The organism is Rosenbergiella collisarenosi (genome assembly GCF_018494085.1).
Classification (GTDB): Bacteria; Pseudomonadota; Gammaproteobacteria; order Enterobacterales; family Enterobacteriaceae; genus Rosenbergiella; species Rosenbergiella collisarenosi.
This window is the reverse complement of record NZ_JABBFP010000005.1, coordinates 101,846-127,131: the sequence shown is the minus strand read 5'-3', so window position 1 is coordinate 127,131 and position 25,286 is coordinate 101,846. Positions and strand designations below refer to the sequence as shown.

Annotated in this window: 27 protein-coding genes, 1 tRNA gene and 1 pseudogene; 15 read left to right on the top strand and 14 right to left on the bottom strand. The window is 48.1% G+C overall.

Annotation, left to right across the window (positions count from 1 at the left end; translation table 11 throughout):
• Positions 1-31 precede the first annotated feature (31 nt).
• Positions 32-244 (bottom strand): ribosome-associated protein YbcJ, encoded by a 213-nt coding sequence (gene ybcJ, locus HGT70_RS10035; protein ID WP_071434574.1) that lies wholly within the window; start codon positions 242-244, stop codon positions 32-34.
• Entirely contained in the window at positions 244-1,110 is an 867-nt protein-coding gene (gene folD, locus HGT70_RS10030; protein WP_071434572.1) for a bifunctional methylenetetrahydrofolate dehydrogenase/methenyltetrahydrofolate cyclohydrolase FolD, read from the bottom strand. Before folD ends, ybcJ begins: the two co-directional genes overlap by 1 nt.
• A gap of 177 nt (positions 1,111-1,287) precedes the next feature.
• Here folD and HGT70_RS10025 point away from each other — a divergent pair.
• Positions 1,288-1,364: transfer RNA gene (locus tag HGT70_RS10025), tRNA-Arg, on the top strand.
• A gap of 152 nt (positions 1,365-1,516) precedes the next feature.
• Positions 1,517-1,594: pseudogene (locus HGT70_RS16630) on the top strand (DUF4102 domain-containing protein); the annotation flags it as partial.
• Between the two features lie 203 nt (positions 1,595-1,797).
• Here HGT70_RS16630 and HGT70_RS10020 read toward each other — a convergent pair.
• The 3 genes from HGT70_RS10020 to HGT70_RS16625 all read right to left on the bottom strand — a co-directional run bounded on the left by HGT70_RS10020 (position 1,798) and on the right by HGT70_RS16625 (position 4,842).
• Complete coding sequence (locus HGT70_RS10020; RefSeq protein WP_214195753.1) at positions 1,798-2,958, bottom strand: TDT family transporter; 1,161 nt, start codon at positions 2,956-2,958, stop codon at positions 1,798-1,800.
• 861 nt (positions 2,959-3,819) lie between these two features.
• Positions 3,820-4,242: a hypothetical protein gene (locus HGT70_RS10015; RefSeq protein ID WP_071434531.1), complete on the bottom strand. Its 423-nt coding sequence runs from the start codon at positions 4,240-4,242 to the stop codon at positions 3,820-3,822.
• Positions 4,243-4,575: 333 nt separating this feature from the next.
• Positions 4,576-4,842 (bottom strand): lysozyme family protein, encoded by a 267-nt coding sequence (locus tag HGT70_RS16625; protein WP_241568903.1) that lies wholly within the window; start codon positions 4,840-4,842, stop codon positions 4,576-4,578.
• 420 nt (positions 4,843-5,262) lie between these two features.
• Here HGT70_RS16625 and HGT70_RS10005 point away from each other — a divergent pair, with 420 nt between their 5' ends.
• Complete coding sequence (locus tag HGT70_RS10005) at positions 5,263-5,547, top strand: hypothetical protein (protein ID WP_157725238.1); 285 nt, start codon at positions 5,263-5,265, stop codon at positions 5,545-5,547.
• A 28-nt stretch (positions 5,548-5,575) separates the two neighbouring features.
• Here the strand turns inward: HGT70_RS10005 and nhaA are convergent, their stop codons facing one another.
• Positions 5,576-6,724: a Na+/H+ antiporter NhaA gene (gene nhaA / locus HGT70_RS10000; protein WP_071434526.1), complete on the bottom strand. Its 1,149-nt coding sequence runs from the start codon at positions 6,722-6,724 to the stop codon at positions 5,576-5,578.
• A 179-nt stretch (positions 6,725-6,903) separates the two neighbouring features.
• On the opposite strand from nhaA, the gene HGT70_RS09995 reads away from it, so the two are divergent.
• Complete coding sequence (locus HGT70_RS09995) at positions 6,904-7,926, top strand: S66 family peptidase (protein ID WP_214195752.1); 1,023 nt, start codon at positions 6,904-6,906, stop codon at positions 7,924-7,926.
• Positions 7,927-7,945: 19 nt separating this feature from the next.
• On the opposite strand, the gene HGT70_RS09990 is transcribed toward HGT70_RS09995, so the two are convergent.
• The 3 genes from HGT70_RS09990 to cysS all read right to left on the bottom strand — a co-directional run bounded on the left by HGT70_RS09990 (position 7,946) and on the right by cysS (position 12,036).
• A complete protein-coding gene (locus tag HGT70_RS09990) occupies positions 7,946-8,545 on the bottom strand; it encodes a YrbL family protein (protein ID WP_214195751.1) in 600 nt (199 codons plus the stop codon).
• 154 nt (positions 8,546-8,699) lie between these two features.
• The gene (locus HGT70_RS09985) at positions 8,700-10,430 is read right to left on the bottom strand and encodes a phosphoethanolamine transferase CptA (protein ID WP_214195750.1); all 1,731 of its coding nucleotides are present in this window, start codon (positions 10,428-10,430) and stop codon (positions 8,700-8,702) included.
• Positions 10,431-10,656: 226 nt separating this feature from the next.
• Positions 10,657-12,036: a cysteine--tRNA ligase gene (cysS, locus tag HGT70_RS09980; RefSeq protein WP_214195749.1), complete on the bottom strand. Its 1,380-nt coding sequence runs from the start codon at positions 12,034-12,036 to the stop codon at positions 10,657-10,659.
• A 208-nt stretch (positions 12,037-12,244) separates the two neighbouring features.
• Between cysS and ppiB the strand changes: the two genes are divergently transcribed.
• The 6 genes from ppiB to HGT70_RS09950 all read left to right on the top strand — a co-directional run bounded on the left by ppiB (position 12,245) and on the right by HGT70_RS09950 (position 16,949).
• On the top strand, positions 12,245-12,739 hold the full coding sequence (gene ppiB, locus HGT70_RS09975; protein WP_214195748.1) for a peptidylprolyl isomerase B: 495 nt from the start codon (positions 12,245-12,247) through the stop codon (positions 12,737-12,739).
• Positions 12,739-13,455 carry a UDP-2,3-diacylglucosamine diphosphatase gene (locus tag HGT70_RS09970; protein WP_214195747.1) on the top strand — a complete coding sequence of 239 codons (717 nt, stop codon included), beginning with the start codon at positions 12,739-12,741 and terminating at the stop codon, positions 13,453-13,455. The genes ppiB and HGT70_RS09970 overlap by 1 nt, the downstream gene beginning before the upstream one ends.
• 110 nt (positions 13,456-13,565) lie before the next feature.
• Positions 13,566-14,075: a 5-(carboxyamino)imidazole ribonucleotide mutase gene (gene purE, locus HGT70_RS09965; protein WP_071434519.1), complete on the top strand. Its 510-nt coding sequence runs from the start codon at positions 13,566-13,568 to the stop codon at positions 14,073-14,075.
• Complete coding sequence (purK, locus tag HGT70_RS09960; protein ID WP_214195746.1) at positions 14,072-15,136, top strand: 5-(carboxyamino)imidazole ribonucleotide synthase; 1,065 nt, start codon at positions 14,072-14,074, stop codon at positions 15,134-15,136. Before purE ends, purK begins: the two co-directional genes overlap by 4 nt.
• 95 nt (positions 15,137-15,231) lie before the next feature.
• A complete protein-coding gene (locus tag HGT70_RS09955; RefSeq protein ID WP_214195745.1) occupies positions 15,232-16,014 on the top strand; it encodes an SDR family oxidoreductase in 783 nt (260 codons plus the stop codon).
• A gap of 77 nt (positions 16,015-16,091) precedes the next feature.
• On the top strand, positions 16,092-16,949 hold the full coding sequence (locus tag HGT70_RS09950) for a co-chaperone YbbN (protein ID WP_214195784.1): 858 nt from the start codon (positions 16,092-16,094) through the stop codon (positions 16,947-16,949).
• Here HGT70_RS09950 and cueR read toward each other — a convergent pair.
• Positions 16,946-17,350: a Cu(I)-responsive transcriptional regulator gene (cueR, locus tag HGT70_RS09945; RefSeq protein ID WP_214195744.1), complete on the bottom strand. Its 405-nt coding sequence runs from the start codon at positions 17,348-17,350 to the stop codon at positions 16,946-16,948. The genes HGT70_RS09950 and cueR overlap by 4 nt on opposite strands.
• 96 nt (positions 17,351-17,446) lie before the next feature.
• On the opposite strand from cueR, the gene HGT70_RS09940 reads away from it, so the two are divergent.
• Genes HGT70_RS09940 through ybaK form a run of 3 tightly spaced genes read left to right on the top strand, consistent with a single transcriptional unit; the run spans position 17,447 to position 18,940 of the window.
• Positions 17,447-17,650, top strand: coding sequence for a cation transporter (locus tag HGT70_RS09940; protein ID WP_214195743.1), 204 nt, complete (start codon positions 17,447-17,449; stop codon positions 17,648-17,650).
• Positions 17,607-18,458: a TraB/GumN family protein gene (locus HGT70_RS09935; protein ID WP_342355576.1), complete on the top strand. Its 852-nt coding sequence runs from the start codon at positions 17,607-17,609 to the stop codon at positions 18,456-18,458. The genes HGT70_RS09940 and HGT70_RS09935 overlap by 44 nt, the downstream gene beginning before the upstream one ends.
• 2 nt (positions 18,459-18,460) lie before the next feature.
• Complete coding sequence (ybaK, locus tag HGT70_RS09930; RefSeq protein ID WP_071434509.1) at positions 18,461-18,940, top strand: Cys-tRNA(Pro)/Cys-tRNA(Cys) deacylase YbaK; 480 nt, start codon at positions 18,461-18,463, stop codon at positions 18,938-18,940.
• On the opposite strand, the gene HGT70_RS09925 is transcribed toward ybaK, so the two are convergent.
• Positions 18,937-19,803: a LysR family transcriptional regulator gene (locus HGT70_RS09925; protein WP_214195783.1), complete on the bottom strand. Its 867-nt coding sequence runs from the start codon at positions 19,801-19,803 to the stop codon at positions 18,937-18,939. The two genes, ybaK and HGT70_RS09925, sit on opposite strands and share 4 nt — an antisense overlap.
• An 89-nt stretch (positions 19,804-19,892) precedes the next feature.
• Here HGT70_RS09925 and HGT70_RS09920 point away from each other — a divergent pair, with 89 nt between their 5' ends.
• Together HGT70_RS09920 and ybaL are read left to right on the top strand one after the other, a co-directional pair.
• Positions 19,893-20,318 (top strand): PACE efflux transporter, encoded by a 426-nt coding sequence (locus HGT70_RS09920; protein WP_071434508.1) that lies wholly within the window; start codon positions 19,893-19,895, stop codon positions 20,316-20,318.
• Positions 20,319-20,460: 142 nt separating this feature from the next.
• Positions 20,461-22,152: a YbaL family putative K(+) efflux transporter gene (gene ybaL / locus HGT70_RS09915; RefSeq protein WP_214195741.1), complete on the top strand. Its 1,692-nt coding sequence runs from the start codon at positions 20,461-20,463 to the stop codon at positions 22,150-22,152.
• Between the two features lie 31 nt (positions 22,153-22,183).
• Here ybaL and HGT70_RS09910 read toward each other — a convergent pair whose 3' ends face one another.
• The 3 genes from HGT70_RS09910 to adk all read right to left on the bottom strand — a co-directional run bounded on the left by HGT70_RS09910 (position 22,184) and on the right by adk (position 25,258).
• Positions 22,184-23,485, bottom strand: a complete 1,302-nt coding sequence (locus tag HGT70_RS09910; RefSeq protein ID WP_214195740.1) for an inosine/guanosine kinase — start codon at positions 23,483-23,485, stop codon at positions 22,184-22,186.
• 83 nt (positions 23,486-23,568) lie between these two features.
• Entirely contained in the window at positions 23,569-24,528 is a 960-nt protein-coding gene (gene hemH, locus HGT70_RS09905; RefSeq protein ID WP_214195739.1) for a ferrochelatase, read from the bottom strand.
• A gap of 85 nt (positions 24,529-24,613) precedes the next feature.
• Positions 24,614-25,258 carry an adenylate kinase gene (gene adk / locus HGT70_RS09900; protein WP_071434502.1) on the bottom strand — a complete coding sequence of 215 codons (645 nt, stop codon included), beginning with the start codon at positions 25,256-25,258 and terminating at the stop codon, positions 24,614-24,616.
• Positions 25,259-25,286: the final 28 nt, after the last annotated feature.

The following is a 25,286-nucleotide window of genomic DNA, read 5'->3' as shown; positions in this document are numbered from 1 at the left end:
TCGCCAGAAGCCATTCGGTCATGGTGTAAAATTAATCGATCACTTTAATCGATTGTCCTGCAAAGCTGACCACCTGCTGCGCATGGATCTTGCAACGTTTACGTGTTTCGACTTGGCCATCAACGGTGACCTCTCCGGCATCGATAACGATTTTGGCTTGCGCACCACTTTCTGTCAGTCCCTCAAGTTTAAGTAGATCGCAGAGGTCGACGTGGGCGTGTTTACCTAAAGAAAATTGCTGCATTATTGATGATCTCCGCTGTGATATTTTTCACAGGCTTCTAACGTATTTTGAATTAAGGTTGCTACCGTCATCGGCCCTACTCCACCTGGTACCGGCGTGATAAGTGATGCGCGTTGGGAAGCAGTAGCGAAATCGACATCGCCAGTCACTTTACCGTTTTCTAAGCGATTAATCCCTACATCGATGACAATCGCGCCAGGCTTAATCCACTCTCCAGGGATGAAGTGTGCTTTACCTACCGCGACCACCAGCAAGTCTGCACGCTCTACATGCGCGCGAAGGTCTTTGGTAAATCGGTGTGTGACCGTAGTCGTACAACCCGCCAGAAGTAATTCTAGCGCCATCGGGCGCCCAACAATGTTGGAAGCGCCGACGATAACAGCGTTCAACCCGAAGGTATCAACCTGATTACGCTCTAATAAGGTAATAATCCCACGTGGCGTGCAGGGGCGAAGTATCGGCGCGCGCTGGCAGAGTCTGCCAACATTATAAGGGTGAAACCCATCGACATCTTTACTCGGCGCAATGCGCTCCAAAACTTTGACGTTGTCGATACCTTCCGGTAGCGGCAATTGGACGAGAATGCCATCGATAGCCTGATCATCATTAAGCTGGTCGATAAGTTCTAGCAACGCTTGTTCACTCGTGGTTGCAGGAAGATCGTACGAGCGGGAGATAAAGCCCACTTCCTCACACGCCTTACGTTTACTGCCAACATAGATCTCTGAAGCGGGATTATTTCCGACTAGGATAACCGCTAGACCCGGCGCACGCTTTCCAGCAGAAAGACGTTGTTGAACTCCAGCAGCAACTTCAGCACGAACTTGCTGCGCAATCGTTTTACCATCAATAATTTTCGCTGACATCCGGATAAAATCCACTTTTAGGCTATTAGGGGGAATCTGGGTATTTTGTCAGATGCAGACAAAACTGTCAGGTTAAGATTTGCGAATTATGGTTAAAGCTTCAGCAATAAGCTGATTCGTCGCGTAAAGTGATTGACTCATGCCCCTTCAACCGTATAATCCGTGACAGAAATCAGGGCGCCCTTAGCTCAGTTGGATAGAGCACCGGCCTTCTAAGCCGTAGGTCATAGGTTCGAATCCTATAGGGCGCACCATTTCAACATCCACTACCCTCCAGTAACCTCTACTCATCCCAGTAAAATCAACCATCTCAGCCAATCTCTTGTCTACTAACGTCCAGTAATATCCATTGTCATCCACTCACAAGTGGGGGATTCTCAGGTTCAATGAAATAGATACCCCCAAAATGAAGCTAAATGCCCGTCAGCTAGATACTGCCAAAGCCCAAGACAAACCCTATAAGCTATCTGATGGTGGTGACCTCTAATGGTTCGCAGTTCACGCTAAGGTTCGCAGCCCTGGTTCTCATAGTTGGCGGGAACCTTTAAGAAAAATACATAGCATAATTACACATTTCAAGTACGCACTAGTCGGTAAATCAAGGCTAGGATTCAACTGACTAAGCGTTTCATATGCCTGACTTGCTAAAGTACCGCATTGCCAGCAAAGCTATTTTTAAGTATCCACTCAGGATTTCCCATCCAGCCCAGCCAAGCAGGGAGAAGAAAAAAGCTTTCCGCTCCACGCTCCGCATACTGTCTTCACCGTAACAATCAACCACATAATAACCAGCATGATAACGAGAAGCGTACTGAAGCCCTTAAAGAATGACAGGTCAATCATTACCGATAGTTTAAGCGTGGCCACAGTGTATACACCCAATGGGAAGGTAAAGCCCCACCAACCTAAGTTGAAAGGGATACCTTCACGGAAATATCGTATGGTTATAAGCGTAGCGAGCAGCATCCACCACAGCCCACAACCCCAAAAGATAATGCCTACCACAAAGCCAATGCCTTGTGCGATATGACCGATTTCCGGCATACCCGCCGCCGCAAACACCCCCTGCGCAGCTCCGCCAATGACCAACATGCCGAGCGAGCCAGTGCCAATAGGCCCTAGGGCCAACCAACTTGAGGCTGCCATGCTTTCGTGCGGCAGCTTGTGCAGCACCATACGCAGCAGTAAGATGGTGAGAATGCTCAGCGCAACCGGTACTGAGTATGCCCACAGCACATAGCTGGTAATAATAATACCGAGCTGCGTGTGCGCGTCAGCAATGTGTGGTACCAGTAGGCCGCCACTTACCGCAGCAACTTCCGCCGCCACGACCGGGAGTAGCCAAACGGCGGTCATCTGGTCAATACTGTGCTTCTGCCGGGTAAACATCATGTAAGGAATACACACGCCGCACAGCAGCGCCATCGCCACGTCCAGCCACCACAGTACCTGTGCCACCGGAATGACGTCAGCGCCCCACAGAGGAAGACCGAACACCAGCAAGCCGTTGATGATGGTAGCCATGCCCATCGGAATAGTGCCGAAGAACATGGATACAGTTGAGTGGCCAAAGATGCGCTTTGCTTCACCGAAGTACATTACCCAGCGGGCCAGATACATTATGGCAAAGACGCTAAAGAGTAAGATGTTAAACATCCAGAGTCCTTGCGCGATGAGTCGCAACCCCGGAACCGACCAAGGGAACTGCGCAAGAGACAGAGACAGTATACCCGTGCCCATGGTCGCGGCGAACCAGTTAGGCGTGAACTGACGTATAGCCTCTTTCGGGCTACTCAGCGCGCTTAGCGGGCGCGCGCAACTATGTACAGTGGGAATTTTATCGTTCATGCCTGTAACTCCTTGATGGATTTAAGAAAGTATAAGCATGCTAGATTAAATTATTAAAACAGGTTATTCAGTTAGGATATATTCATAAAAGTGGTTAGAGTGGCCACCGACTCATTGAACTATGACCAATTAACCTTTTTATATGAGGCTCTACTTAAACCTCAATTCCGCAGAAACCGCCGATAATTAGTCAGATAGTTGACTATCAATAAAACTTAATACAGTAGGAGATAGCAGGACCCCGTCATGTTAAACCGTAAATTACTAGAAATGACAGTGCTGCAGATAGCTAGACTATAGGGCGAGAAGTTGGACAGACACACGCTCTACAACAGAGTTACCGATAGTTACTCTGTTATCTGGTGATCGAAAGCATCGACTGAGTAAACATTGCTTACCCTGTTTGTTAAAAGCCAATGACATTGGCTCACAAAGCCAGAATATTGCCTTAGATCATTCTCTGAGAGTTGCCGACAGTTACGCACAAAATAGGTGGCTCCGAAATCGGAGGCTCCTAGAGGCGGTGATCGAAAGCGCAGATTTACGTTGTCGAGATAATCAGGGGGTTATTAAATTATTATAACCGAGCACTGGATAGTTTCCTTTGGAACTTATGTTTGAAAGTAAGAAACGGAGTTTTTCATCGAAAAACTCTTAACGCTGATAAATTTGTGCTAATCCGTATATTTATCACCCTAACTTGCCTACTACCATAATCCAGTAATATCAAGGCTATCTCCTACTCGCCCGCAATAACATAGCGAACGTAATAAAAATGATAACCTTCAACCTGAAGAACCCTTATAAGCTCTTAACTATTCCCCCTAATAACTATATAACCCGCTCTTCTACTATAAAGCATTAAAACTGATAATTTTTATAATATATAATCCTTTCATTATACCCATTAATTAAGCAGACGTTCTTGTCAATGTGGAAAGCAAAGCTTTCATTCTCATCCAAATATGCCTGAGCCATACACTCCCCCTCAATATACTCATCCCATTTACTTTTAGCCAAATATAAAGACTTCAAAAATAGACTGTAGTTATGGAATTCACCCTTAACGTTTTCTGCTTTTTTTAATAGCACTTTGAATTGCTTTTCATATTCTCTTTTTTTCTGACCTGACAGGTAAATCATGCAGTTTTGAACTGCCGGAGACATTGGTTTCCTATAACAGCTGTCTAAACTTTCGTTTTTAAAAAAGATAATATCTTTTTCTTCAGCAAACACGTTTATAGTACAGCCCAAATAGAAGATTGAAATTATATATTTTTTCATTCCATTTCCTGCTCTATGTATGGGATTCTTCTTCGGGCCTGTTCATCAGACAATAGTGTTTTTCTATTACGCAATAATGCTATAATCTTAAGTTTATCGTTTTCACCGAATATAGGGATCATGTTGGCTTCCAATCTTCCTTGATATTTCATATCAACTAAAACATCTTTCAAAATTTTTTTTAATTCTTCCCAAGAAACAGATTCTGTTTTTTTAAACTTATTGTAGTATCTTTTAGAATCGTTAACGTATATTTGATACGTTCGTTCAAATAATCTTATTTGTTGAATTTCAGTTATCTCCCCAATAGAGTCACGGTTCTCCTTTATAAATTCACTTGCTAAACAATGGCTTTTTTTTAACGCCTTTTGCTATTTTTTTTGCTTTGTCAAAAGGGATTCCACACAGTACCAAGTCACTGATTACTTCTCCCTCTGTCCGGTATTTAAGGTCATACCCTCTCCCAATAGTGACGCCAGAACTCAGTGTATTACACTGCGCATAATTCCCCGGCCAATGAATTTTTCTTGAATAATAACGACTATTAGGGTTATTGTTCCCTTCAGCCAAATAGGTTAACAGCCCTTCCTTCGGCTTCATTTTAACTCCTTCCTTTGATGAGTAATTCTTTCTATATAATCTATTCCATGAGTAAATGCCGCATTTACCTTATTGTATTATTCTCAGAGGCGAGACCACCTTCTCTTTCTCAGTTAATTTTTTTAGTTCTATCACGTATTCAGTATTAAAAATAGCGATCGGATCATAAATATTCTATTTAAAAAATTAACATCAATATTCCAACGGTATCAAGACGAAAAAATTAACGAAGCTTTTCGGAATATAGGGTGCTTTGCAAAAAGTAAGTTCCCCCGTTCATTGATAGCCCCTCTGAGAGAAGCAGCATAGCTCGCCGAGGCCGATAGACGTTATGAGTTAGGGTGCACCTTCACAGATTTATAAGAATTAGGCTGGCAAAAATCGATTAATTAACTATGGTTGGTTGCAGAGGAAAAGACGATGCAAAAATGTCCGATGTGCAATAGTAAAAAAGTCAGCGCTTGCGGCGCAAGACGGTTGAACTCAGTGTTTAAAACGACTGATTTTACCGATTCAAGTCACGGAAAACTTTCCGGCGGATTTGTTCGTGCTATTTTTCCGTTCACCGAATCCCTCCTAAGGCACGTTGAGCAGTTATTGGGCATCCCTTCCCTCAAACCGATAATGGTAACCGACCTCTCGCCTCGGGATGACGTCGTCATCCTATGCCGAACCTGTGGCGTCTGGTGTAAGCATTCGGCCTAAGATCGAATGCCACCCCTGCGAGGAACCCCTAGTTTTTGCGAGTTACTCCACGGTGAGCGAGTTGTAGAACCAATACCCCACAGACAACTGATAATAACGAGCCAGCTAATACCCCAATTTTCACCTCATCGAGTCGCAGCGGGCTGTCGGGAAACGCAAGCCCACCAATAAATAGACTCATGGTAAAGCCAATCCCGCACAGTATTGCCACACCGTAGAATTGTAAAGCTGTTGCGCCTTTCGGTAACTGCGCGACACCACAGCTAACCAATAACACAGCCACAAGCCCGATACCTAACTGCTTTCCGACTAGTAATCCGACCATGATTCCCATGGGGACGCCATTGAAGAGTTGATCAGATGTCGTGTGAATAAAACTCACTCCAGCATTAACAAAACCAAAAATAGGGATAATAAGAAAACTCACCCAAGGCGCAAGTTGATGCTCAAGCGTCAGTAAAGCCGATGGCCGTCCACGTTTCTGACCAGAGTGGGGAATACATAGCGCAAGTAAAACGCCAGCCACTGTGGCGTGGATCCCCGACTGATAGACGAAGTACCATAGTAATACTCCGATGGATAAGTAGATAGGAAGCGCAGTGACGCCACGTCGATTAAGGATAACCAAGCCTAACACCGTAAGGAGTGCAGCGCCGAGCATCATCAGGTCAATCCCTGACGTATAGAATAGCGCTATAACGATCACCGCCCCCAAGTCATCAATAATCGCTAGCGCTGCCAAAAAGACTTTTAGCGACGGCGGGACTTTGTTACCGAGCAGCGACAAAATCCCGAGCGAAAAAGCGATATCGGTTGCGGAGGGGATCGCCCATCCTGCTAACGTTTCGGGTTGATGACGGTTAATGAATAGGTAGAAGGCTGCGGGTACCACCATTCCCCCTACCGCCGCCGCGCCTGGAAGAATGCGTTGCGACCATTGTGCGAGCTGACCGGTTAAAAACTCACGCTTAATTTCTAAGCCGACGAGTAGAAAAAAAATACTCATCAATACATCGTTAACGAACTTTTCGATGCTAAAGCCAGAGACCGAATGATGAACGAATGCAGCATAGAGGGGTTCGCCACCGGTATTACATAAAATAATTGCCGCCAGCGAGGTGAGAATAAGTAATACTCCCGACGCGGACGGCGACTGGAGAAGTTTGTTCAACGACATATACAGAGTCCTAGTTCTAAATGCATCCTAGGACCTAGTGTATAACAAAGTTATAAACCGTACGATTATTACACGCCATGCACGAGAGCTATCTCGAAAATACCCGTATTATCTTTTGCTTTACGAACAATGTGGCGAGCGATAAGGTTGAACACCCACTTAGCTTTACGAGGAACTGTATGACTACGCCGCTGCCGCTACTCGCCCGAAGTCTAAAACTCGGCGATACTATTGGTTTTTTTTCGCCTTCATCGCCGGTGACGGTGAGCGCTCCAGAGCGTTACGCGCGGGCAAAAAAATATTTAGGGGATAAGGGGTTCCAATTAAAGGCAGGCTCACTAACTGGAAAATCTGACTATTATCGATCGGGAACTATTCAACAGCGCGCTACAGAGCTAAACCAACTGATCCGCGATCCCGAGGTTCGCTGCATTATGTCAACTATCGGCGGCAATAATAGCAACGCCTTACTGCCCTATATTGACTACGATGCATTGCGCAACGATCCTAAGATTATCATTGGCTATTCCGATGTCACCGCGCTGTTAGTGGGTATTTATGCGAAGACGGGTCTCATCACTTTCTATGGCCCCGCGTTAGTGGCGTCATTTGGCGAATATCCGCCACTGGTTTCCCATACCTATCACTCTTTCCATCAACTTCTTATTGAACGTCCCCCACTACCCTATCAATATCTGCTGCCTGCAAACTGGACAGATGAACGGTTAAACTGGGAACTCATTGAAGAGGATAGACCGAAAAAACTCTACCCTAATCACTGCGAGTTTTTGGGTCACGGTGTAATTGAAGGACGCGTGATCGGCGGTAACCTAAATACCCTCTCTGGGATTATTGGTACGCCATATATGCCATTAATCCAACACGGCGATATCCTTTTTATCGAAGATAGTCTTAAAAGCATTGCCACGGTAGAACGGTCTTTCGCCCACCTCAAGCTGATGGGCGTTTTCGAGAGGGTTAGCGCGATTATACTCGGTAAGCACGAACAATTTTCTGCGGCGGGGAGTGGTCGACAGCCTATTGATGTCCTTCTAGAAGTGCTCGGCAATCAAACGCTTCCTATCGTGAATAATTTCGATTGTTGCCATACACACCCAATGCTCACGCTACCCTTAGGGATTAGGATCACTATCGATTTCGATGCACAACAGGTGAGCCTTATCGAGGCTTATCTACAGTAAGTGCCTCTGCTATCTACCGTTAATCGAGGGAGAAGTGATAGCGTTCTGCAACCAAGGACTCAAAGCGTAAGAACTTTCGCCGCAACATACGGGAAGCGATGGATTTAAAAAAGTAGCTTAACGGTAATAGATTAGCGGATCCTAAATTATCGACCAGATAAAAATGCCCTTTAGTTTCGCTCTCTTTACGAAACACGATGTTGTAGGTTTTTAAGTTCATCATCGAAATATATTGCCGCTGTAGGGCACGCTTAAACTCGCGATAGGCGGATGAAATATCTATCGCTTGCAATAGCGTATCGTCGAGATTTTTTAAGTAATGCTCCAATGTCTTTGACACTTGTCCATCGTAATCTTTGACTAGCTCATAGACATAACCGGTGCCTAAATTCGTCGAAACCTTCCCGCAATAATCGGCTATACCCGCAAGCTTTTCATGACCTCTGTGCAACCATTTGAAGTAGCGAACTTCCCGTATTGTTTCTAGATCATCATGGGCATTGAGATGAACTTTTATGCATAGCTCGGCATTAGTGGGATGTTGATAGCAAGCACGGTGCCGACCTTTCGCTATTAAAAGCTCATCGGATAAATTGAGGGATGGATGCGCAGACGTCATGGTAAACACCTAAGTGATCGGATTACTCTCATGAATTAAGTTTAAAAAATGAGACAATCTTAGTTACACATTAAGTGCTAATTAGTAATTCTCATGGAACTTACTGCATTTTTTGTGAATTTTTTAGAACTCCCCCGTACAGGGGGAGTTTCAATTACTGGTTGCCCACTTGATCGCCATAAGGCAAGGCATCGTAATCTTTTAAGCCATTCTTTTTGTACGGGTTGCCGATCCAACGCGTCGCTTTCACGAAAGCTGGGTTAGCCACCGAACGCGTAGCATCGTATCCCTGATAGCTCAGCCCCGAGAGGTCTGACCAAGTGTGAATCAGTTGCGAGCTACTGTACGGGCGATTAATGTCCGCGGAAAAATCGCGGGGATGTGCGGCTTGCCAAGAACTTGACGTCCATACCATAAACGGAATGGTATACATATGCCGGGTTGGCGTCTCTTCATTACGGCCTTGGGTTTGATGAGGCGGAGTATCATAAACCTCCTCGCCATGGTCGGAAAAATAGAGCAAGAAACCATTAGGATCCGTAGCACGATAGTCTTTAATGATTTGCGTCACCACTTTATCGTTGAAGTGTTGCGCACTATCGTAATCGTTATAGGTCTCCGTCTGCTCCGCGGAAAGCCCCGCAGGCAAATGTTGTTTGTCTCCGTCAAAAACGCCCTCATTCTCCGGATAACGGAACTTATATTTTATATGCGTCCCGAGCAGATGAATGATGATGAATTTTTTTGGCGCGGGATCATTAAGCACCTTCTGGAAAGGGCCTAACACATTAGTGTCGTATTCACGCGCGCTCTGAGTACGCTGCTGATTCATGTAGTACTGCTGGTCAGTCTGTTTAGAAAAAACGGTCAGCATCGTATTTCGTTCGGTCATCGTTTGCTGATTGGTGATCCAAAACGTCTTATATCCTGCCTGCTTCATCATATTCATCAATGATGGCTGGGTAAGGTACAGATCGGGGTGCTGTTCATCTGCGAAGGTTAACGCTTGTTGCAAAATCTCAATCGTGTAAGGACGTGAGGTGACCACATTATTAAACACTGTTAAACGCGGGTCGGTTTTATGCAATGCATCCAAGCCGGGTGTCGTTTCGCGCGGATATCCATACAGGCTCATTCTTCCGCGCTGTGTCGATTCACCAATCACCAAGACTAAAGTACGAGGTTCGTTACCCGAGCTATCTCGCAGATCGGCCAGAGGCGGTAGTTGATTGTTTTTGCTTAATAGCTTATCCATTTCCGTCAGCTGCTGGCGGTATTGATAATAACCGGTGACAAACTGCCAAGGCGCAGCCGGCTCCATGCGCGAAGCTAGGCTGTTTAGCGTGTTATCGATCGGTTGATGGTTGATACCGGTGTTCATCACAATCGGATTGAGGATCAAGCCATACAATAGACCAATACTGACGACCCAACGCCAGAGCTTCGGTAGGTAGACCGGGCGTAGACGCGTCCATAAGAAAAATGCAATTAACGTGTAGACCACAACCACGGCAATCATCTTCAGGCTAAAATATTGGCTGAGGTACTCACTCGCTTCGTTAGCGTTTGTCTCAAACATTACAAAGAGAACGCTTTGCGAAAACTCTTGCCCGTAAATCACATAATAGCCGAGTGCAGCGACCGAGGCGGCCCACAGCACCACGCCAATAATCCCAGCCAACACTTTGGTTAAGCGCGGTAATAATAGAATAGGAATGAGCCACAGTGAGCTAAATAATAGGGAGTCGCGCAATCCATTCGTGCCACTGTAACCACTGGCAACAATGACGATTTGTAAAAAAGTGGAGAAAAACCAGAAATAGAGAAGCGCGAGCCCCAGCGCTTTCCAACTAAATTTAGGTAAGGTAGACAGAGCGTTATCCATAAAGTGTCCTGTAAAAGAAACAGCATCAGCCGCCGTCGCGCGCTAACGCACGACATTAGTTTGAAAAAATAAAAACTCGGCAAGGGTATAAAATTATTCTTAACACGAATAGCGACATGACGTGTCAGGTCATAAATTATCACTATCAGTAATAATTGGTATTGATTGAGTACCGAAATTATACAGCCACCCAGCTTAATTTTTGCTGGATGGCGGTAACGATAGCTTACTTACGTCGCCAAGTAGTCCCTTGAGCACTATCTTCCAGAACAATGCCTAGCGCGGCTAATCTATCGCGAGCGACATCCGCTTGCGCCCAATCTTTAGCTTGTCGCGCGTTATTTCGCATCTCGATCAGCGACTCAATCTCGGCAACGTCTTCATCTAGTGCGCCTTGTTGTAAAAAGGCCTCTGGAGATTGCTGCAAAATACCGAGAACGCCTGCCAGCTCCCTTAGTTTTGCGGCTGCCGCATTCGCGGATTGCGCATCTTCGCTTTTCAAGCGATTCACCTCACGCGCTAAATCAAATAAGACAGAGTAGGCTTCAGGGGTATTAAAGTCGTCATCCATCGCGGTACGAAAACGCTCTTCGTAGCTAGCATCCGCGAGCGGTGCTGCCTGCGAGTCCGTGCCGCGTAGTGCGGTATAAAGGCGCTCTAGGCTGGCGCGCGCTTGTTCGAGGTTATCGAGACCGTAGTTTAGCTGACTGCGATAATGGCCCGACATCAGGAAATAACGCACCGTTTCTGCATCAAAATGTTGCAGCACATCGCGTACTGTAAAGAAGTTATCTAACGACTTCGACATTTTCTCTCGGTCGACCATGACCATGCCTGAGTGCATCCAGTAGTTAACATATGGGCCGTCGTGGGCACAGGTCGATTGCGCTATCTCATTTTCATGGTGAGGGAACATCAGGTCTGAGCCGCCGCCATGGATGTCGAAATGGGTCCCCAGCTGCTGGCAGTTCATCGCGGAACATTCAATATGCCAGCCTGGACGTCCAACCCCCCACGGTGAATCCCAACCCGGCTCATTCGGTTTCGCCATCTTCCACAGTACGAAGTCCATAGGATTCTTTTTCACGTCGGCAACTTCTACGCGCGCACCGGCTTGTAATTGATCAAGATCCTGACGAGAGAGTACACCGTACTGCTTGTCTGTCATAACATCGAACATGACATCGCCATTATCGGCCACGTAGGCATGGCCTCGAGCCAAGAGTTTCTCAGTCAACGCGATGATGTCATCGATATGTTTGGTCGCGCGCGGCTCGCTATCAGGTGGCAGGATATTTAGCGACGCAAAATCGTTATGCATCTCGGCGATCATGCGATCAGTGAGCTGCTCGATAGTCTCGCCCTTTTCGTTAGCACGCTTAATAATCTTGTCATCAACGTCGGTAATATTACGGACGTAGTTAAGCTGATAGCCGCTATAACGTAAGTAACGGGCGATCACATCAAAGGCAACAAAAGTACGGCCATGTCCGATATGGCAGAGGTCGTAGACGGTAATCCCACAGACATACATTCCGACTTTGCCCGCGTGAATTGGCGTGAAAGTTTCTTTTTGTCGACTAAGCGTGTTAAAAATTTTCAGCATGTAACTTTTCCGTATTGATGTATCGCGACGTTTTTATGTATTGTGCCGTATTTTTCATTCTCAGGCGAATGAAAGCAAGTCCTGCTGCGGCTACTTGGACAATACTGACGTAATGTATCAATTTATGTTATAAAATAAGGCTTCTGGCGAAGTCCCTCGCCAGAAAAAAATAGTCATTAGTCATTTTTAACCCTGACAGGAAATCATTATGGTCACCTTCCAAACGAATTTTGGCGATATCGTCATCAAAACCTTTGACGAGCAAGCACCAGAGACAGTGAAAAACTTTCTGAACTACTGTAGTGAAGGTTTTTACGACAACACTATTTTTCACCGTGTGATCAACGGTTTTATGATCCAAGGCGGTGGATTCGAACCTGGTATGCAGCAAAAAAATACCCACGCAGAAATTCGTAATGAAGCGAACAATGGCCTAAAAAATACCCGTGGTACCCTGGCTATGGCTCGTACCTCAGCGCCACACTCTGCGACTGCGCAATTCTTTATCAACGTTGCCGATAACGATTTCCTTAACTTCCGTGACGAAAGTGTACAAGGCTGGGGATACTGTGTGTTCGCAGAAGTCGTTGAAGGAATGGACGTTGTTGAGAAGATCAAAGCTGTCTCAACCGGACGTAGCGGTATGCATCAAGACGTGCCTAAAGACGATGTCGTGATCCAAAAAGCGATCGTGACCGAGTAATGTCACGAATCCTGTTTATCGCAGATCTCCATCTGTGTCAGGAAGAACCGGCAATTACTGCCGGTTTTCTGAATTTTCTTTCCCATCAAGCCCAACACTGCAGTGAACTCTATATTCTTGGCGATCTGTTCGAAGCATGGATCGGCGACGATGACCCGGCTCCACTGCACCAGCGCATTGCACTCGCGATCGCCGCGCTACCTATCCCCGTCTATTTTATCCACGGTAATCGTGACTTTTTGGTAGGAAAACGGTTCGCGCAGCAAGCGAATATGCAGCTCCTTCCTGAAGAGGTTGTTCTCGAGCGTTTTGGCCAACGTTTGGTGATTATGCACGGCGATACGCTCTGTACCGATGATATTAGCTATTTGAAATTTCGCAAAAAGGTCCGTACGCCTTGGATTCAGTGGTTATTTCTGCGCCTACCCCTGAAGCGTCGCCTGAAGATTGCGCGAAATATGCGACAAAGTAGCCAAGCAGCGAACCAGAACAAAGATATGAAGGTGATGGATGTCAATCAAGATGCAGTGACTGAGGTGCTCACTCGTCACCAGGCGACACTACTCGTTCATGGCCATACTCATCAACCCGCTATCCATCCCGTTACCGACATTTCACCCGCAGCACAACGCGCCGTACTCGGTGCTTGGCATAAAGAGGGGTGGATGATCGAATGGACTGCAGAAGGGCTGACGCTTAGCCATTTTCCTTGGTAATAATTACGACGCAACCGTTTTCCTCCCCGATTCGACATGGTATTCTTGCGCCCTAATCATCGCGAGTCATACGAGCTTGTGTTGCTGTCTAGGATTGAGGAGTTGAGTTCATGTCGTTAAGTTCTGCCCCCGCAAAAGTCGCCATCGTAATGGGTTCAAAAAGTGACTGGGCGACCATGCAGTCTGCCGCAGACGTATTAACCGAGCTGGGTATCGCCCATCATGTCGAAGTGGTATCTGCGCATCGTACCCCCGATAAACTCTTTCAGTTTGCAGAAAACGCGCAACAACAAGGTTTCGATATAATCATCGCAGGTGCGGGTGGTGCTGCGCATCTCCCGGGTATGTTAGCCGCCAAAACGCTAGTCCCAGTATTAGGGGTTCCCGTCCAAAGCGCCGCGCTGAGTGGCGTTGATAGCCTCTATTCCATCGTACAGATGCCTAAGGGGATCCCAGTAGGAACGCTTGCTATCGGTAAAGCCGGTGCCGCTAACGCTGCGCTTCTCGCCGCACAAATCCTCGCTCTCCATGACCCGATTATCACTTCACGCTTAGAAGCGTGGCGCTATGCACAGACAGATGCGGTGCTGCAACATCCAGATCCGCGGGAGGAGGTATGAAGTCAGTCTGCGTTCTTGGTAATGGCCAGCTCGGGCGAATGTTACGCCAAGCCGGTGAGCCGCTAGGGATTGCTGTATATCCTATCGGCATCGATGCTAACCCCACTGAGCTGCCGATCAAGCAGAGTATTATTACCGCAGAAGTCGAGCGGTGGCCGCAAACCGCCCTCACCCGCGAACTCGCCACGCATGACGCGTTTATTAACCGTGATATTTTTCCACGTTTGGCTGATCGTCTGCCCCAAAAACAGTTACTCGATCAACTCGGGCTAGCGACTGCGCCGTGGGAATTACTGCAGTCTCCCGCACAGTGGCCCGCGATTTTTTCACGGTTTGGTGATTTAGCGATCATCAAGCGTAGAACGGGTGGCTACGACGGCCGTGGACAGTGGCGCCTTACGGCACAGACCACGTCGCAACTCCCCGACGAGTGTTACGGTGAATGTATCGTCGAACAAGCAATCGCCTTCAAAGGCGAGCTCTCGTTAGTGGGCGCGCGCAACGCCGCTGGTGAAATGGTCTTCTATCCCATCACCCACAATCTCCATCAAGAGGGGATCCTGTTTGCAAGCGTAGTGTATCCTCAGGCACACAGCGCCCACCAGCAGCAAGCCGAAGCGATGCTGACGGCGATACTCAGGGAACTTGAGTATGTGGGTGTGATGGCCATGGAGTGTTTTATCACCGATGAAGGATTGTTGATTAACGAGTTGGCACCCCGCGTTCATAATAGCGGACATTGGACACAAGATGGCGCGTCGATCAGCCAGTTTGCGCTTCACCTTCGTGCGATCTGCGGTTTAGCGCTCCCGCGCCCCGTGGTGGAGTCACCCTCAGTTATGATTAACCTCATTGGCTGCGAGTTAGACTATCGGTGGCTCGCCGAGCCATTGGTTCGTTTGCATTGGTATGACAAAGAGGTCAGAGCCGGGCGTAAAGTGGGGCATTTAAATCTTTGTAGTGCCGATACCCCTGCACTACGTGAAAGCTTACAACGCTTAGTTGCATTACTCCCTACTGAATACGCGACCGCGATTGCTTGGGTTAACGCACAATTGTGATGATACGCTGAGGGGAAACCCTCAGCACTACTAGTACTATTCCCCCTCTCTATGCTAGCGTAACGCCTTTCCCTCACTCGCGAGCGCGACAATCTGTGCAAAAAAATATCCTTATAACGGGCTGCTCAAGTGGTATCGGCTTAATAACTGCCCTCGACCTTCATCAGCGTGGATACCGAGTTATTGCCGGGTGTCGAAAACCCGAAGATTTAACGCGCCTCAATGCGTTAGGATTGACGGCCCTACACATCGATATGGATGATCCGGTCTCTATCGAACAGGCGATTGAAAACGTCCGTAGGCTGACAGGTGGGAAGCTGTTTGCCTTATTCAATAACGCAGGTTATGGCCAGTATGGCCCATTAGCGACGATCAGCCGACAGCAGATGGCCTATCAGTTTTCGACCAATTTCTTTGGTGTTCATCAGCTCACCCTCGGCCTATTACCGCTGTTGCGCACGCACGGTCATGCTCGGATCATTAATACAAGCTCAGTGATGGGCTTCATTGCCACCCCCGGCCGCGGAGCCTATGCCGCCAGTAAATATGCATTAGAGGCCTGGAGCGATACATTACGCATGGAGCTGGCTGGAGAGACGATTAGTGTTAGCTTGCTGCAACCCGGCCCTATCACCACGTCTTTTTCACAGAATGTTCATCAGGCCGACAGTCATAATCCGGTTGAGAATCCCGGAATTGCCGCGAGATTTGCCCTCCCTCCAGAAGCGCTTCTTCCCAAGATCCACCATGCGCTTGAAAGTCGTTTTCCGCGACGCCGCTATCCGGTGACCTTGGTGTCTCATGCAATGACTATCGCAAAACGACTGTTACCCACCAGCGTTATGGATAGAATTCTTGGTCACCGTTCGAAGAAATAATGAAGATGCCTTGAAGCTGGGTGGGTTCATCCCCATGTTCAGCATTAGGCGAAGAGTTTATTGATGAGGAAAACATGATGTCACCCCAGGCTTCGATTATTGAGATTGACGAGAGTAACCTGCAACAGGTATTAGAGCAGTCGGCCCAAGTGCCGGTGGTCTTTTATTTCTGGTCCGAGCGTAGCCAGCATTGTTTAGAGCTGAGTCCCGTGTTGGAGAAACTGGCCAGCGAATACGCCGGACAATTTATCTTGGCTCGCCTCGATTGCGATCAGCAGCAACACATTGCCAGCCAGTTCGGATTACGCGCTATCCCTACCGTCTATCTATTTCAAAATGGTCAGCCTGTTGATGGTTTCCAAGGCCCGCAACCCGAGGCTGCGATTCGCGAATTACTCGCAAAAGTGTTACCCCGCGAAGAAGACATTAAGGTGCAGCAGGCACAAGTCCTGTTAGCAGATAATAAGCCGCTGGAGGCACTACCTTTACTGCGCGATGCGTGGCAATTGAGCGAAAGAAATAGCGATATCGGTTTTATTTACGCCCAGACCCTTCTCGATCTTAACCGGAGTGATGAAGCTGAGGAAGTCTTGAGCCACGTTCCGTTACAGGACCAAGATACGCAATATGAAGGGTTGCTCGCACAGATTGATCTGTTAAAACAAGCCGCGGATTCTCCGGCGATCCAGCAACTTCATGCCGAGCTTACCGCCGATCCCGATAACACGACATTAGCCAATAGCTTGGCTATCCAGCTGCAACAAGTCGGCCGTCATGAAGAGGCGCTAGAGCTGCTATTAAACTTGTTACGCAAAGACCTCAGCTGTGGTGACGGGCAGATTAGAAAAACCTTCCAAGAGATCCTTGCGGCACTTGGCACGGGTGATGTACTGGCCTCACGTTACCGCCGTCAGCTTTACTCCCTACTCTATTAACCCTTTAACGGGTAGGCGGTGGCCCACCCGGTGATGATAGGACATTCTGCACTGTCATCACCGGGGCAATGTTCAGCTAGGCGAATTAACCTTTCGCGCATCTGCGTAATTTCAGCAAGCTGTTGGGTGAGCTGTTCGATTTTCTGTAAGGTTCTTGCTTTAATCTCTGCACTACGGCGCTGGGGGTTATGATAAAGACTGACGAGCTCCTGACATTCGTCTAAAGAGAAGCCTACGGCCTTGGCTTGTTTAATCAGGGTCAACTCTGTGATGTGCTGTTCGTGGTAGTCTCGGTAGCCGTTTGAGTTTCTGGAGGGTGGGGTAAATAGGCCACGATCTTCATAAAAGCGAATGGCTTTACTGGTTAGTCCTGTCCGCTGTGCCGCTTGGCTGATATTCATTGTTAACTCCTAGAATGACGTTTCAAGGCTTGACCTCCCCCTAAGGGTAGGGTCTACACTATCACTCTTCACCGTTTATGATAATGAGGAACGACTATGACTAGCACCTTACACTTCACACTGAGTGGTCTTTCTTGCAATCACTGTGTCGCACAAGTTAAAAAGATACTCGAACAACGCTCAGATGTCACCTCGGCACAGGTCACTCTCGATCATGCTACCGTCGTCACGACTGCCGCACCGGAAATTCTGATTGATGTCATTCATGACGAAGGCTACCAAGCGCAACTTGATGGCTAAGCTGACACTGCTTGGGAAACTACGGCAGTGGCTCAAGCCGGATAGTGCATGGATATCATGCACATGTCCCTCGGGAAAACGCGAGTTCATCCTAGTGGGGAGCATACACATGGGGATACCGGCTATGTGTCCTCTACCTGGGGGCCTTGACGATATCCTCACAGGGTGTGATGCATTAGTGGTTGAAGCGGATATCACCCTGCCCTTTACGCCAGAGCTTGCCCCGCCAACCCAGCTAGCGCCCTTAATCCAGCAACTGACAGCAGAGCAGTGGCAGACCTTTGAAACTTTATGCCAAGAGTGCCAGCTCAGTAGCGAGGCGCTCGCCAACTTCCCTGCTTGGCAGATAGGTCTGACACTTCAGCAAAAACAGGCCTCTCTATTGGGGTTACGCCCGGAGTTTGGGGTAGATTATCAGCTGCTAATGCGCGCCAAACAGACCGGTCAGTCGGTAATTGCCTTAGAGAGTCAACAGCAGCAACTCAACTTATTGACGACGCTGCCAGATAATGGCCTTCATTTATTATTGGACAGCCTTACGCATTGGCGTAGCAATGCCCGTCAATTACAGAAGATGATTGATTGGTGGCTCTCAAAAGGCCAGCATCCTCGTTTGCCCCTACCGAATTTATCGCGTAGTTTTAGTAATGACCTACATGACAGGTTTATCGTCGAGCGTAATCAGCAATGGGCCGAGTACTTAGTTAGCTTACCCGCTGGCCGCTATCTAGTGGCTGTCGGCGCCCTACATTTATGTGGTCCCGGTAATCTTGTCGATCTCTTAACGTCTCTTACTGAGCGAGAATAATCATGACTCCTGCCCTCTTGCAACTCGATCAGGCTAACATTCCTTATCGCCAGCATAGTTACGATCATGACCCTAACGATACTCAGTTCGGCGAAGAGGCTGTTAGAAAGTTAGGTTTAGTGGCTGCTGAGGTTTTTAAGACTTTACTGGTCGCGATGAATGGTGATCCTAAGCAACTTGCTGTAGCGGTAACCCCAGTCTCTAGCCAACTCGATTTGAAGAAGGTCGCCAAGGCATTACAGTGTAAAAAAGTTGAACTTGCGCCTCCTGCTATTGCAGAACGCACCACAGGCTATAAAGTCGGTGGGATCAGCCCGCTCGGGCAGAAGAAAAAATTACCGACGCTAATCGATAGCAGTGCTATGGCGTTACCCATCCTATATGTCTCCGGTGGAAAACGCGGACTCGATATTAGCCTAGCACCTCAGGATTTAGCGTTACTACTTAATGCGCAGTTCGCGGCTGTCGCCCGCGATCATTAATCTTTTGCGCTGGTCAATTGATCGACCATCCATAAGCATGCGGGTCCAAGGCTATGACGAGCGGACCAAATAATCTCTAGGTTAATTTTTTGCGGCCATCCCGCTAAAGGTAAGGCAGTCAAACTGCCGTTGCCGAAATGATCGACCATCCAACAAGGAAGTTTTGCCCAACCAAAGCCCTGCTGCGCCATATCTAATAACAAAATATACGAGGAGGCAGACCACACCAATCCCTCGCTCCGTTGTATCCCGGCACGGCTCCAGGTATTGAGCTGTAATTGGCGAACACCTTTCAAATCATCGAGGGTCAATGTAGGCTGCTGACATAAGGGGTGGTCCTTAGAAAGATATATTCCCGTATGGCCAGAGATGGCCAAACTCCGACTGACTAACTCGGTAGGCAGGTTGGCCTGACGAGTGATAAGCCCAAGGTGCGCACGCCCACTCTTCAGTAATTCGATGACATCCTCGTTTTCGGCGATTAAACACTCGAACTCGACTTCCGAGAACATGTGCGCGAATTGACTCAATAATCGATCGTGGTGACCGGCCGGCCAATGGTCGGAAATCGCTAGCGTCACACGCGGTTCGATCCCCTGGGCCAAACGCAGTGCTACATCATCGAGCCGACGATTTGCGGCCAAGATTTCGCGCACTTGCGCCAACACCCGCCTCCCCTCCTCCGTCAACAGCAACTGTCTTGACGTACGCTCGAACAGCGCAAAACCGAGGTGATCCTCAAGACTCGATACTGCCACGCTCACCGTCGATTGGCTTTTTCCCAGTGCACGAGCCGCACCTGAAAACGACCCACTGACCACGGCTTGTACAAAAGCTTCTAAAGATTCGGGAGAATAATACATCATTACCTATCGATTTTTACGATACCAGCTAGTTTGTACTATACGCCTTTACGGTGAAAAATGTAGCGCTAAACCATGTTGGAGGAAAAATGAGTACCAAATCACTTACAGAACGAATCTGTCATGCAATAGGTTATGAAGCGACCGCGCTGTTAATCTCTATACCGGGCGCAGCGATCCTATTGAACCGGCCATTAGGACATATCGGTATCACTGTTATCGCGATTGCACTATTGGCAATGGCGTGGAATATGGTATTCAACTATTACTTCGATCGGGTCTATCCCCCACGCGCTCCGCGAAATTTCTTTATTCGCTCATTACAAGCCATCGGCTTCGAGGGGGGCCTACTCAGCATGGCCTTGCCACTTACCGCATGGTTCATGGATATGTCCTTGAAAGAGGCTTTCATGATGGATATCGGCCTATTGATATTCTATCTCCCCTATACTTACCTTTATAATTGGGTCTGGGATACGCTGGTAAATCGCCGCTTGAAGCGTAAAGCGGCATGATTTATCGACGGTAAACACCTGTTCATTAGATCTCATTACAGGTAATACTTTGTAACCTTTACTTATAATTACTCATACGTTCGTCTGCTTCCCTCTTTTTTTTGCTAAGGTAAGGTATTACCCCTGCATAACGGAGAAGCAGATGCACTCAACGACCCCCTTGATTACAACACTTGTCGGCGGCTTGGTGCTTGCTTTCCTATTTGGCATGCTCGCGAACCGCCTACGTATCTCTCCCCTCGTGGGCTATCTGTTTGCAGGTGTTCTGGCAGGTCCTTTTACCCCTGGCTTCGTGGCAGACACCAATCTAGCACCAGAGCTAGCTGAACTAGGCGTAATTCTCTTGATGTTCGGTGTCGGTCTGCATTTTTCCTTAAAAGACCTCATGTCGGTAAAGTCGATAGCCATTCCCGGTGCCATCGCCCAAATTATCGTTGCTACATTACTCGGTATCGGCCTCGCCAGCTTACTGGGCTGGTCGTTAATGACCGGTTTGGTGTTCGGACTCTGTCTATCAACCGCGAGTACCGTTGTCTTACTCAGGGCATTAGAAGAACGGCAGTTATTAGACAGTCAACGCGGACGCATTGCCATCGGTTGGCTAATCGTTGAAGACCTCGTCATGGTACTGGCGTTAGTCCTGCTTCCCGCCATGGCCGGAGTCTTGGAGCAAGGCGAAACTAGCTTTACGGTGCTGGCGGGCGACTTGCTACTGACTATCGGTAAAGTCATTGCCTTTATGTTACTGATGATGATTGTCGGTCGTCGCCTCATTCCATGGATTCTGTCACGGAGCGCCGCGACAGGCTCGCGAGAACTATTCACCCTATCAGTACTCGCGATTGCCTTAGGAATCGCCTTTGGGGCCGTAGAGTTATTTGATGTCTCTTTCGCGCTCGGGGCGTTCTTTGCCGGAATGGTTTTGAATGAGTCAGAACTCAGTCATCGTGCCGCACACGACACGCTTCCACTCCGTGATGCCTTCGCCGTCCTTTTCTTCGTTTCCGTCGGTATGCTGTTCGATCCGCATATTTTACTGGAACGACCCTTCGCGATTATCGGCGCGTTAATGATTATCCTGTTTGGTAAATCGCTCGCTGCCTGGCTGCTCGTTAAGCTACTCGGTCACTCGACTCGTACCGCCTTGACCATCGCGGTAAGCCTAGCGCAAATCGGCGAGTTCTCTTTTATTCTTGCGGGGCTAGGGATCACTTTAAACCTGCTGAGTAAAGAGGGACAGAATTTAGTCCTCGCGGCGGCAATATTATCAATAATGCTTAACCCGATACTTTTCAGCTTAACCGAACGGTGGATAAAACGAGATAACACGGCCGCACAAGAAGAAGAAGACGCTGCGTTGGTTGCTGACCCGCCCCAAGTACCTCTGTCTATTTGCCATCATGCTTTAGTCGTCGGTTATGGTCGGGTTGGCCGACTGCTTTACGAGCAACTCACGGCTGAAGGGATCACCGTCGTCGTCGTCGAAAATAGTCGCAGCCGCATCGAAGAGCTGCGAGAAAGAGGTATACTTGCTATTTATGGTAATGCTGTACGGCCAGAAGTATTAGAGATGATGCGTATCGATTGCGCGCAGTGGTTATTACTCACCATCCCTAATGGCTATGAATCTGGCGAGATTGCCGCGTCCGCCCGCGAGAAAAGACCAGACCTGCAAATTTTTGCACGCGCTCACCACGATGATGAAGTCACTTATCTGCAACAGCACGGCTGTGATCATGTTGTGATGGGAGAGCGGGAAATTGCCTACGGTTTACAGCAAGCGGTGCTCCGTACTCAGCCCTTGCATACCAGTGCTTTCTGCCCGCTAACGTAATCAGACTCCCCCATAAAAATGGGGGAATACGTTATCGATCCCAATAAGCCTCTTCTAAGCTATCTTCTCTTTCTGGTAGACCGCGGCTTAATCGTGGTGAGTGTTGATTAAGCACTTGATAACTGACTCGATTCGCATACTTGCAGACTTGCGAGAGTGACGAGTAAGTTAGGTAGTGATGATGGTGCTTGTTAGAATTAGGCACCTTATGGCGATGGTAAATATTGGCGGAAAGGTCATGAAGCACGGCGGCTAAAGCGCCATCTCCGGCACCGTTGGTATTCATGATTTTTTCAGGGCCGCCCATGTAGGGGGCGATATGTGAATAGACTTTTAACGGCTGCTCGCAATCACTCGCACGCATGGCGCGGCTAAACTCGTACTGGTTAAATTCGGCAATCGCGCCAGGCAATAATGGTAAGTTGGTCTTACGCTTACTGCTCTCTTCGGTGTATCCCCCCATGTACAGGCCAGCCGGGCCCGCGGTACACAGAACGAGATCGACCCATTCCAACGCCCTATCGGTCGCTAACAGAGGATCGGCTTCGCCGGTCAACTCTAGCGCTTCCTCTTCATTCATCGCAAGAATTGATACATGTTCTTGCAAGAAATCGCGCCAAAATTGAGGGTCATCGGCAATGATGTGGCGCGTACCCAATGTTAAGACCACTGGGACATCATGCTTTTTAGCGTAGCTTATCGCTTGCATCGCCGCCTGCGGCATCGGCTCACCGGGTTTTGCTCGTAATAGATAGGAAGTCAGCAGTAAAGCCGACGCCCCTGCTATCACCTCTTCAGGGATGCTTTCAGGACGTAATTGATTGATATCGCCTGGATTGATCGCGAACGTCCGCTCGCCGGCAGAATTGATTAGCGTATAGCAGCGGCCGATAGCTCCTTGCACGCCCTGCATATGGTTCAGATCCATACGGCTTGAGGTATTACATAAATAGCGATAGGCATAATCGCCAATTTGAATATTATTACAGATGACGCCAAGCAGTATGGAGCGATCATCGGCTAACATAGAGTAGTTATGTAACGTATTCCCTACCGTTCCCCCCGCAAATTGGTGCGATAACAGGTTACGCTGACGTAATTCTTGATAGAGAGCCTCAGAAACGTCATCTTCAAGAATAAAAGAATATCCCCCGGTTAGTCCATAACGACGCAGAAAATCGTCATCAACTTTCGCTTCAATATCGACCATCGTTTGGTCGATGCCGACTAACCAACCTAGTGATTCTGCTTCGTCAGGCGTGGAGATCAATAGGGGATCACGGGCGTTAACCGGGAAATAGTGCTTTGATTTACGTTTACCAGGAAATTTCATAGTAGGGATTAATCAGGGGAAATAGGCGCAGAATAGTAGCATAATTCCCCCGTTCATTACTAAGTGTTCGCGTTAGGCGGGGCTTATTTAAATTTCTCCACCAGCTCAAGCATCATCTCGATATGCAGTGGATCATTGTTTAACGCGGGAATGTAGTGAAACTTTTCCCCCCCTGCATGCATAAAGTATTCGCGGTTCTCGCCGTTGATCTCTTCAAGCGTTTCTAAACAATCGGCAGAGAAACCCGGGGACATCACTTGGATATGTCGGATACCTTTATCGGGGAAAGTTTTGATCGTCTCATCAGTATAAGGCATTAGCCAAGGTTCACGGCCAAAGCGAGACTGATAAGTCATCATAATCTGTTCCGATGAAAGCCCCAGTGCATCCGCTAATGCTTGATAAGTCTGTTCGCAGCGTTTGGGATAATCATCGCCTTGATCGGCGAAACGCTGTGGAATGCCATGGAAAGAGAGCAATAAGAGGTCGGGCTTGCCGTGCTCGGCGAAGGAACGTTCCACGGAGGCCTTAAGCGCTTCGATATAACGAGGGTGAGTAGCGTAATCGCGGATAAACTTTATCGCAGGCATAGTACGACGCTTACGGAAAATTTTATACAACGCATCCCACACCGCGGCTACCGTCGAGGAGGAGAACTGTGGATAGAGAGGTAAGACGATTAAGCGGGTAACGCCTTGCTCGAGAAGAGCATTCACCGCGTGTTCCAGCGAAGGATTACCATAACTCATTCCCAATTCAACGGGCATATCCGTTTTTTCGGCTAACGCAGCGCGCTGCTGTTTGCTATACACCATCAATGGTGAGCCGCCTTCCATCCACACCGAGGCGTAAAGCTTAGCCACGCGCGGTGAGCGGAACGGGACGATAACTCCCCGGAGAATAGGTTGCCAGAACACATCAGGGACATCCACGACGCGCTTATCACTGAGAAACTGTTTCAAATAACGTTTTACTGCGGCAGTGGTCGGCGCATCAGGCGTGCCAAGATTAACTAATAACACGCCCGGTTTATCTACGGTCATATACTTTTCCTGGTTAAAAAAAGCGGATCAGTTAAGGCAAACAGGAGGGAGAGGCCGAACACATGACATTGTTCGGCACTAAGGGTTAGCCAAGCAATGTCTTGAGTTGAGCACTTACTTGCACGACGGGTTGCGTACCGTCGATTTTTTCGTAACGCGTCTCACCGTTTGCCGCAGCTTCAGTATAGTAATTAATAAGCGGTGCGGTCATTTGATGATATTCGACTAGGCGTTTACGTACTGTCGCTTCTTCGTCATCTTTACGAATAGTCAACGCTTCACCCGTCACATCATCCTTATCGGCTTCTTTTGGCGGATTGTAAGACACGTGATAAACGCGGCCTGAAGGCGCGTGGACACGGCGCCCGGCGATACGGCCAATAATAACCTCATCCGGTACGGCAAATTCCAATACCACATCGATCGCAATTCCTGCTTCCTTCATGGCATCGGCTTGCGGGATCGTGCGTGGAAAACCATCGAGTAGGAACCCTTTCTGGCAGTCTTCTTGCGCAATGCGTTCTTTGACTAAGGCAATAACCAGTTCATCGGTCACTAATTTTCCAGCGTCCATCAGTTCTTTCGCTTGCTGACCCAGTGATGATCCTGCTTTTACTGCAGCACGTAGCATATCACCTGTTGAGATTTGTGGTATGCCGTAGTTCTCCATGATGAACTGTGCCTGAGTACCTTTACCTGCGCCCGGAGCTCCGAGCAAAATAATACGCATTGCGTAATACCTCTTGCGAATTGCACTA